Here is a 9,093-nt window from a genome sequence, read left to right as displayed (position 1 = left end):
AACGACATCAGCCACGGTGACCTGGTCCGCGACAACCCCGACCAGACCATGACCATCGACCCCTGCCACCTGCAGCTCCTCTACCAGGGCAAGTCGCCCACCGCGAGCGGCCCCTACGACCAACTGCCGTGGCGGCCGGGTCTCCTCACCCTGCAGCGCTGAACCAGCCTGTGTACCTCGCCGGCGGCCGGCCCCACCCTGATCGGGCCGGCCGTCGCCTTCCGTCACAACTACCCGGCGTCACCTCGGCGACGACCCGGGCCGCGCACCGTGAGGCAGCTGGAGACTGCGGGCCGACCAGCGGCGGCGATGACGCAAGCCGGATCGGCGGCTCACGGCCGGTCGATTTCGCATCCGGGTTTCACGGCGACGGTACGCCGAACAGAGCCGGCAAGGCACAGGCGCGATGCTCGCGGCAAGGGCCGCAAGAAGTGGATCGTGCGCTGGAAGGCACCGCTGAACGCCTTCCAAGTCGCCTTCGAAGGCCGGCTCACCCGGCCACCCGACTCGGCTTGCTCAGGTGCGGGCAGCGTGAAGGTGAGTGGCGAAGAAGGTCTCGATGCGCTGCCAGGCGTCCGCCGAAGCGTCCGGATCCGGGCCGATGTTCATGACGCGGAACAGGGGGCGCAGTGGCCTGGGGCCGGCCTCGGCGTCGTTGAGAAAGGCGTGGCCCGCTTGCGGGTACTCCTTGACGTCATGCACGACTCCATGGTGTTCGAGGGCCGCGCTCAGCCGGTCGGCCGCCCCCTTCAGGGTGCGGTCCTTGCCGCCGAAGCTGGCGACCACGGGGCAGGCGTCGGCGAGGACGTCCAGGTCCTTGGGAAGCCGTCCGTAGTTGGCGCACGCCGCGTCGTAGTCACCGCCTCCGGCCGTCATCAAAGCGAACGCGCCTCCCATACAGAAGCCGATGATGCCGACCGCACCGGTGCAGTCACTCTGGGCCAGCAGATAGGAGCGGGCAGCCTCCAGGTCCTGGTAGGCACGCCCGGTCCCGGACATGGCCGCGCGGATCGTAGGGATCAGACAGCGCCGGGCGCCGCCCTCGGTGAACAGGTCGGGCATCAGTGTGAGGTACCCGGCGCCGGCCAGGCGCTCGGCTTGGCGGAGCATGACGTCGTCAACGCCGAGTACCTCGTGTGCAATGACCACGCCTGGCCAGGGGCCTGGGCCATCCGGTCGGGTGAGGTGCCCCTTCAGCCTCTGCGAACCCCCGGCCGGGCCACTCAGGCTGCTCAGGTCAATGGCTTCCACAGCAGACATGGAGCTTCTCCCGGAGGCTGAGTGCGTTGGGTGCGGTTCTTTTGAAGGGATGATCAGTCCGATCTCGCGAGCTGCCGAGCTCAGTGGCCGACACCACCTAGGCCCCTCTGCGGGCGCCGGGATCAGCTGTCACAGCCGCTCGGCGAGACGCCGGTCCCCTCCGGGAAGCGACGGCGGGCCGTTCGGGCTCCTGCCGGCTGGCGCCGAGGCCGCCGGAGTGGAAGACGCCGGGCCCCGGTGCGCGCTGTCCCCGGAGGCGAGCAGCCGGGGCCCAGCCGGGTGCGCGCGTGGAGGGCCTCGGGGTACACCGCCTGGTCGGTGCGACTCCTCGGACTTCCCTGCCCCGTCGCGCCGGTGGGCGGGGAAGAGGCCTTTTCCTGGTGCTCACCAGCAGCAGGTCGCGGTCATGACGATCGCCTCTCTCCTGTCCAGTGCGTGACGCCTCTGCCGCAGGACTGCGGCCAGCGTGGACCCGCCACTGACAGTCCCCGCTGACCGGCGCGAACGGCGTGCCGCGACCGCTCACCCGCCCGTCAGCCCGCCCGCGGCGGGCGTATCACCACCGCACCGGCAGGCTCCGCCTCCCCCGGATCAGTATCCCCGGGAGCCACTCGCCCGGCTCCCCGTCCGCCGCCAGGTCCGGGCAGCGCTCCAGCAGCGTGCGCAGCGCCACCTCGCCCTCGAGGCGGGCGAGCGGGGCGCCCAGGCAGAAGTGGATCCCGTGTCCGAAGGAGAGATGGGCCCGGGCATCCTCGCGCCGTACGTCGAAGCGATCCGGATCGGGGAAGCGCGCCGGGTCGCGGTCCGCGCCGGCCATGGCGATCAGCACGATGGCACCGCGCGGCACCTGTACGCCGCCGATCTCGGTATCCTCCAGGGCGATGCGCGGCGTGGTGGTCGGCACCGGCCCGTCGTAGCGCAGCGTCTCCTCCACCAGGCCCGCCGCCAGCCCCGCCGGATCGGCCCGTACGGCCGCCAACTGGTCGGGGTGCGCGAAGAGCGCGCGCACGGCGTTGCCGATCGTGTTGACCGTCGTCTCGTGCCCGGCGACGAGCAGCAGGAAGGCCAACGAGACCAGCTCGTCCTCGGTGAGCCGGTCGCCGCCCTCGTCGACCGTGTGGACGAGGGCGCTGAGGAGGTCCTGCCCGGGGCTCTCGCGCTTGGCGGCGATGAGCCCCGTGAGATACGGCATGACCTGCTCGTACGCCTCCTTCTCCGCCTCGGGACTGGTGGGTGCGAGGGTCTCGTTGGACCAGGCGTGGAAGGCGGCGCGGTCCAGGCCGGGGACGCCGAGCAGTTCGGCGATGACGATCATGGGGAGCGGGGAGGCGAACGCCTCGATGAGGTCGGCGCGGCGCGCTCCGTCCGCCGTCATGCGGTCCAGCAGTTCGTCGGTGATCTCCTGGACGCGGCCCCGCATCTCCTCGACCCGCCGGGCCGTGAACTCCCGCGCCACCAGCTTCCGCAGCCGGGTGTGGTGGGGCGGGTCGCTCATCAGCATGTTGGCGTTGCCGAGCTTGTCCAGGGCGTACGGCGGGCGCCAGCCGGTCTGCCGCCACTCGCGATGCCAGTCCCGGCTGAGCTTCGGGGAGCTGAAGGCCTCGTGCGCGGCCTCGTACCCGACCACGAGCCACACCACGCCCCTGTCGGGCGTCACTACCTGGTGCACCGGACCGCGCTCGCGCAGCCGCGCGTAGGCGACGTACGGGTCGGCTTCGAAGTCGGGGCTGAGCGAGGCGAGTAACTCGATCCCGTCGGGGCTGTCGGGCCGTTCGGTTCGGTTGGATATCGCGGGATCGGCGGCGGCGTTCTCGGTCTCGGTCAAGACGGAATTCCTTTCCCTCAGGCCCGGGTTGACCGGCCCCCGCCGACCACACCGAGCACGGCCGTTCACTTTAATCCCGCACTCTCACTCGCACAACAGTCCACTCCCCTTGCTACTTGACCTTGAACGCGTGATGTCGTCACGGTGAATCGAGGAGTCTGGTGCCGGTGAGAAAGCCGTCGAGGACGTCCTGTCGGTACTGGAGTTGGCGGAGGCCGTGCCGGATCGCGGCCCCCCGGCCGACGGTCTGACGATGGTCGGGCACCTGGCGCTCCCGGCCGGCGCCGATCGTCGGCTACGGCACCGGGGGCGCCATCGGGCTGGAACTCGGGCGCGCCGGTGTCGATCCATCCGCTGTCCTGTGTGGGCAGCGGTCGGATCGGAGGACTCTGCCTGGAGTGACGTCGTCGGTCCGCTCGACGAGTGTCTGCCCGTAACGGAGAGATGCTTCCAGGAGTGCCGGTTGGGGGCTGCGAACCAGCAGGTGTCTTGTCCCGCGGCCGGTCAACAAGGGCGGACCTCCTTGTGGCGCATCCGTTGTCGCGGACGCTCCCGGCATCATGCGCGTCGGAACATGACCGCCTGGAGATCAGCAACAGCGTTCCGTGGCCGTGCCGGAGCCACGTCACGCCCTGCTCCGCGAAGGCGGCCCGCCGAATTGAAGGACCGAGTCGACGGTGCGGCGCAGCGAGCGGGTCGTTGGCGGCGACGCGTAGGAGAGCCGGAAGAGCATGAGTTCGGCCTCGTCCGGCTTGCCGGGGATGATGGCGGTGAACCTGGTGCGCAGAGTGCGCAGAACGTCGGTCTCGGTGGCGTCGAGTCCGGTCTCGCCGCCGCCTTCCACGCGGGCGAACAGGTAGAGCAGGGAGGTGTGGGGCTGGAATCCCAAGCCGAGGGAAGTGGCGGTGAGCCAGAGCCGTTGCAGGGCGCGGCCGCCGTTGGCGAAGGCGTGAGGGCCCTTGCCCGGGATGGTGAGGCAGCCGACGGCCGACGAGGCGGCAAGGGCTTTTCCGGCACTCTCCTCGAAGGCTTTGCCGCCGCCGATCCGGCGAACGAAAGCCAGACCGGGCCATTGCCGTGCCAGACGGAGGCCCGCGAGGTCGACGTCGTCGAGCCCCAGAGTGGCGACGTCTATGCCGTCCCGCGTGCGCCGAGCCTCCTCGGGGTCCCAGCGCAACTCGTTCATCATGTCCCGATGCAGTTGCGGGGAAAGTATCCGCAGCCGGTCGCCTGCCCCCAGGATCCGTCCCATCTCGTCCAACTGATCGCGGTCGGTGACGAGGTGCAGCCGGGCGCCGCTCTCGGTGGCGCAGTCCCTCAGCGCTGCGGCGTGCGACTCGACGAGCGGGCGAACGGGGCCGGGGTTGCGGTTGGTGGTGCGGTGCTCGATCCAGTCGAACAGTGCGGGGCGCGGGACGTCAGCCGCGCTGGAGAAGGTGAGTCGGCAGACCAGCCCGGGGTCGGCCGGGGTGGGGAAGTACTGCACATGGCAGGCCCAGCCCGAGGCTTGGGCGGCGAGGTGAATGTTCTCCACCGCCGCGCCGATGGCCAGATGGGTGGCGCGGGCTTCGAAGTCGAGCAAGGTCTGCGGCTGCGCGGCGTCGATGCGGCAGTCCAACGCCTCGTCATGGGCTATGAACCGCCAGGGCTGGCTGTTGCCGCCGGACGGCGCCTGGATGCCGTGGGCGACCAGGCGGCGAATGCCTTCTTCACCCAGGGCGGCGCCGGCGTTGCTGGGCGGCGGCGGCGGCAGGAGGAGGGGAGGGGTGGCCGCCTCCGCAGTGGCCTCGGACGTGGGTTCCGCTGGTGTCAAGGAGGTCTCCGCGCCCTCGCGGATCAGCGTGCCGGTGTCGACGAAGTACCTTCCCGAGGCGGTGAACTGACCGAGGAGGAGACGGCGAGCGGTGTCTGTCACCAGCGCGGCGCCCAGGCTGACTCCCGAGGCGAGCTGTGGCCATGAGGAGATGGTCTTGCCTGTCTCGACGAGGGAGGAGACCAGGCGCTCGGAGGGCTCGTCCTGACCGAGGATGCGGAGGAGGTGCGGGAGCTTTTCGCGGGTCGACATCGCCTTGACTTCGGAGGCTGCCACTTCCTGCAGAAGGCCGTGCAGAAGGGGACGTTCAGGTTCGAGGTCGAACCGCTCCACATCCAGCATGCCGCGCTCGTTGGTCTCCATCAGGACGGGGATGCCGAGCGCGCGGGCGCGTTCACGGACGTGGACCTTGAGGAACATGTCGTCGCACTCCTCGACGAGGAGGTCGGTGCGGCCACCGCCCGCGAGGAAGGCGTCGGTGTTCTCCTCGGTCAGTCCCTCCGGCCAGACACTGATGTCGAGGTAGGGGTCGATCTCGTACATCTGCCGTGCGGCGATGACGACTTTGGGCAGGCCGACATCGGCGACCGAGGCGCGGAGCCGGTTGAGGTTGGAGAGGGAGAGGTGGTCGAAGTCGGCGAGCCGGAAACGCTCGCCCACACCCTCCTGGGCGAGGGTGACCGCACTTGCGGCGCCCACGGAGAGGCCGACCACGGCCACGGTCTTCCGTGACAGGAGGTTCTGCTCCTCCGCGGTGATCTTGTAGCGGTTGCGGGACTGACGGAGCTCGCGGTGCTCGGCCGGCGGTAGGACGTGGACGAGCTGCCGCGACCAGGCGTACCACGCCCATGTGCCGTACTCCGCCGGGGGCCTGCCGCCGAGGTGGTCGGTGACCGCCGAGGCCAACTCATCGGCGTCCGGACGCCAGTCGGGGCGCCGAGCGGAAAGGAGCTCTGCCAGCTGGTCGGCGCACGTGTCGTGGACGGAGCCGACGACACCGCTTTCGAGGAGCTGTGTCAGGGCAGAGCGTTGCTCGGGCTCGACCGGTACGTACAGCCTCGGTCGCCATGGAGCCGTGTTGCCGGCGGTCTGGGTGAAGGTGCCGAGATGCGCTTCCAGGTTCAATTGATCGCCTAACGTGCGTTGCCTGAGGACGCCGAGACGGTGGAGTGCCCGAGGCCGAGCTTTTCGGCGACGGCGCGGACCACGTCGGTGGGGATACAGGGGGCTTCGTCCAGGGCGCGGTCCAGCAGGACCGCCGCATTGGTCAATCGCTCCTCGCGATGGCGGATGGCCTCGGCCCGGTTGATGGAGTAGTACGCCGTGATGCCCGGAAACGGGCGGTCGTGCAGGGGGCGATCGTGCCGGAAACGGAGACCGCACCGTTCGTACCCCTTGATTCGCTCAGTGGGGCCGCTGCCACAGATCACGGTGGCCCCCAGTCGCTGAGCCGCCACGACGGAGGCGAAGCACAGCAGGGACGCGAGGCTGCGGCCCCTCCAGTCGTGGTCCACCCAGATGCCGCAAATCTCTGCCACCGACTCGCCGGCGGCGACTTCGTCCGCCAGGGCATCGTTGAAATCCTGGCTCGCGAGGTGTATCTCGGACGGCAGCTGACCCGCTATTTTCCGGTGGATTCGGATACCGCCGACGAGCCTCTCGCCGTCGTCGCCTGCCGTCTCGTCGAAAACAGCAAGGTAACTCAACGGGTCGCGAGTAGTGCGCGCGTCCGTGCTTCCGTACTTCGTCAACGTCTCGTAGCCGGTTGCGGAGTATGCGCGTTGCTGGGCTTCGAGATAGGCGTCATAGGCGGGATCGTTGAACTGTGCCTCGAGTAGCCGGAGATACACCAAGGGTCCTCGTAGGTTGGGTCGGATGCGGGTCATTGATGTGGCTTTGGTAGAAGGTGAGCCAGTCGCGGTCGGCGATGTAGCGGCGCATTCGGGCGATGAGATGGGTGTTGAGGTTGACGCCCCTATGTAGCGTCAAGCGGCTGTGGATCAGGGCTTGGGGATTTCGCGGGCGCATACCGCTTGAGGCATCGAATGACGTCGGCGATGGTCTTCCTCGGGGTGGCCAGGTCTGCGAGTCGTGCTTCGGTGTCGGCCAGGGCGGTGGTCAAGTGGTCGCTCTGGCCGCGCAGTTCACCGGCACGGGTCGTGGTTTTGTCGTCCTTGAAGCCCTGGTCCACCAGGGCCTTCTCCAGACGGGCGCGGCCACTGCCCCGAACACCCTTGCCCGGCCGAGTCGCCTGCCGGGACCGCCGCGCCGCGTACGACACGAGCCGACCCGGACGAGGTCATCGCGAGGACGCTGCGGATGGACGCGGAGTGCGGTCGGCGCGGCATCACCGTTGAGGTGACCTGGATCACTACAGTCCCGTCTCATGACGACGGTTACCACGCGCACGGTCGAGTATCCGGCCGACGGCCTGACGATGATCGGGCACCTTGCGCTCCCCGCCGGTGCCGACCGCCGGCCCGCGGTGCTCGTCGGGCCCGAGGGGATTGGGCTGAACGACTTCCAGCGCCGCCGGGCCGACGCCCTGGCCGAGCTCGGATACGTGGCGTTGGCCTTCGACATCAACGGCGGGCGCTGGTTCACCGACCCGGAGGAGATGCTGGCGCACGTGATGCCGCTGCTCGCCGACCCCGACCGGATACGGGACATCGGCCACGCGGCGCTCAAGGTACTGCGCGCCGAACCGCGGACCGATCCCGACCGGATCGCCGCCGTGGGCTACGGCACCGGGGGCGCGATCGCGCTGGAACTGGGACGCGACGGTGTCGACCTGCGCGCGATCGGGACGGTCAACGCACTGCTCACGGGCCGGCCGGGCGAAGCGGCGCGCATCCGGTGTCCGGTGTGGGCCGGTGTCGGGTCGCAGGACCCGATCATGCCGCCCGCGCAACGGGAGGCGTTCACCGCGGAGATGCAGGCCGCGGGCGTCGACTGGCGGCTCGTGGTGTACGGCGGCGCCTTGCACGCCTTCCACCATCCCCCGGTCGAGCACGCCGTGCGCCCCGGCGTCGGCTACCACCCGCTGCATGCGCAGCGAGCGTGGCGCGACGTCGTCAACCTGCTCGCCGAGTGCCTGCCCGTGGCGGGGTGATCCGGCCGGCGGTCGCACAGGTACCGGACCGCAGGGATGTCAGGACACGCCGACGACCGACCGCGGCGACACCACTTGGTCGATCAGCCCGTACGCCTTCGCCTCCGGCGACGTGAAGAACCTGTCCCTCTCGATGTCGTTGGAGATCCGCTCCAGCGATTGCCCCGTGTGTTCCGCCAGGACCCGCTCCATGAGCAGACGCAGCCGTTCGACCTCCGTGGCCTGGATCTCTAGGTCGGATACCTGGCCCTGACTTCCCTCGTGGGCGGGCTGCTGAATGAGGATCCGGGCGTTCGGCAGCGCCATCCGCTTCCCCGCTGTGCCCGCGGCGAGGATCACCGCGGCGGCGGAGGTCGCCTGACCCAGGCAGACGGTCTGGATGTCCGGCTTGACGAACTGCATGGTGTCGTAGATGGCGGTGAACGCCGTGAAGGAGCCCCCGGGCGAATTGATGTAGAGGGAGATGTCCCGGTCCGGGTCCATGGCTTCCAGGCAGAGCAGCTGCGCCATGATGTCGTTGGCCGACGTGTCGTCGACCTGGTGCCCGAGGAAGACCACCCGTTCACTGAAGAGCTTGCCGTACGGATCCAGTTCCCTGGTTCCCTGCGCGGTGCGTTCCACGAAGTGCGGAACGACGTAACGACCGGTCATGGGCACGCCCCGGTGCTGGGACGCGTGTTCAAAGGGCTTCACTGAGCGCGGTACCTCCGTGCGCAGGGGGGTGGTGTTCCACGGGGCGGTCATCGAGCGGACGCGTGCTGGAAGGCCTTGCCGGGCGCCCCGGAGGCACGGGTCATGATGTCGTCGATGAGGCCGTACTCCTTGGCCTCGGCGGGCGTGAACCAGTGGTCCCGGTCCGAGTCCTTGGTGATCTGCTCGAACGTCTGGCCCGAGTGATGGGCGATCAGCTCGGCCATCTCCCGTTTCGTTTCCAGCATCTGCTTGGCGTGGATCTTGATGTCCGTGACGACGCCCGAGAGCCCGGCCAACGGCTGGTGCATGAGGATCCTGGTGTGCGGCAGCGCGAACCGCTTCCCGGGGGTGCCGGCCGTGAGCAGGAACTGGCCCATGGACGCGCAGAAC

The 9,093-nt window shown here is 69.4% G+C and carries 10 protein-coding genes; 2 read left to right on the top strand and 8 right to left on the bottom strand.

Features of this window, described 5'->3' with window-relative positions:
• On the top strand, positions 1-162 hold a 162-nt coding region (locus ABT171_RS41350), incomplete at its 5' end, for a non-reducing end alpha-L-arabinofuranosidase family hydrolase (protein WP_351252097.1).
• A 354-nt stretch (positions 163-516) separates the two neighbouring features.
• On the opposite strand, the gene ABT171_RS41345 is transcribed toward ABT171_RS41350, so the two are convergent.
• From ABT171_RS41345 to ABT171_RS41320, 6 genes are all read right to left on the bottom strand, one after another.
• Complete coding sequence (locus tag ABT171_RS41345; RefSeq protein WP_351252095.1) at positions 517-1,260, bottom strand: dienelactone hydrolase family protein; 744 nt, start codon at positions 1,258-1,260, stop codon at positions 517-519.
• Positions 1,261-1,816: 556 nt separating this feature from the next.
• Positions 1,817-3,010, bottom strand: coding sequence for a cytochrome P450 family protein (locus ABT171_RS41340; protein ID WP_503079050.1), 1,194 nt, complete (start codon positions 3,008-3,010; stop codon positions 1,817-1,819).
• 214 nt (positions 3,011-3,224) lie between these two features.
• Entirely contained in the window at positions 3,225-3,350 is a 126-nt protein-coding gene (locus ABT171_RS41335; protein ID WP_351252091.1) for a hypothetical protein, read from the bottom strand.
• Between the two features lie 360 nt (positions 3,351-3,710).
• Positions 3,711-6,023, bottom strand: a complete 2,313-nt coding sequence (locus tag ABT171_RS41330) for an Rv1355c family protein (RefSeq protein WP_351252089.1) — start codon at positions 6,021-6,023, stop codon at positions 3,711-3,713.
• Positions 6,024-6,031: 8 nt separating this feature from the next.
• Complete coding sequence (locus tag ABT171_RS41325; protein ID WP_351252087.1) at positions 6,032-6,748, bottom strand: GNAT family N-acetyltransferase; 717 nt, start codon at positions 6,746-6,748, stop codon at positions 6,032-6,034.
• 125 nt (positions 6,749-6,873) lie between these two features.
• Positions 6,874-7,089 carry a hypothetical protein gene (locus tag ABT171_RS41320; RefSeq protein ID WP_351252085.1) on the bottom strand — a complete coding sequence of 72 codons (216 nt, stop codon included), beginning with the start codon at positions 7,087-7,089 and terminating at the stop codon, positions 6,874-6,876.
• Positions 7,090-7,284: 195 nt separating this feature from the next.
• On the opposite strand from ABT171_RS41320, the gene ABT171_RS41315 reads away from it, so the two are divergent.
• Positions 7,285-8,010, top strand: a complete 726-nt coding sequence (locus tag ABT171_RS41315) for a dienelactone hydrolase family protein (RefSeq protein ID WP_351252083.1) — start codon at positions 7,285-7,287, stop codon at positions 8,008-8,010.
• 39 nt (positions 8,011-8,049) lie between these two features.
• On the opposite strand, the gene ABT171_RS41310 is transcribed toward ABT171_RS41315, so the two are convergent.
• Together ABT171_RS41310 and ABT171_RS41305 are read right to left on the bottom strand one after the other, a co-directional pair.
• Complete coding sequence (locus tag ABT171_RS41310; protein WP_351252081.1) at positions 8,050-8,661, bottom strand: ATP-dependent Clp protease proteolytic subunit; 612 nt, start codon at positions 8,659-8,661, stop codon at positions 8,050-8,052.
• A gap of 89 nt (positions 8,662-8,750) precedes the next feature.
• Positions 8,751-9,093: ClpP family protease (locus ABT171_RS41305; protein WP_351252079.1), on the bottom strand; the 343-nt coding region annotated here is incomplete at its 5' end.

Source organism: Streptomyces sp. NPDC001851 (assembly GCF_040297165.1).
Lineage (GTDB): Bacteria > Actinomycetota > Actinomycetes > Streptomycetales > Streptomycetaceae > Streptomyces.
Note: the sequence above shows the minus strand (reverse complement) of the source record. Positions and strands in the feature narration are given on the sequence as shown.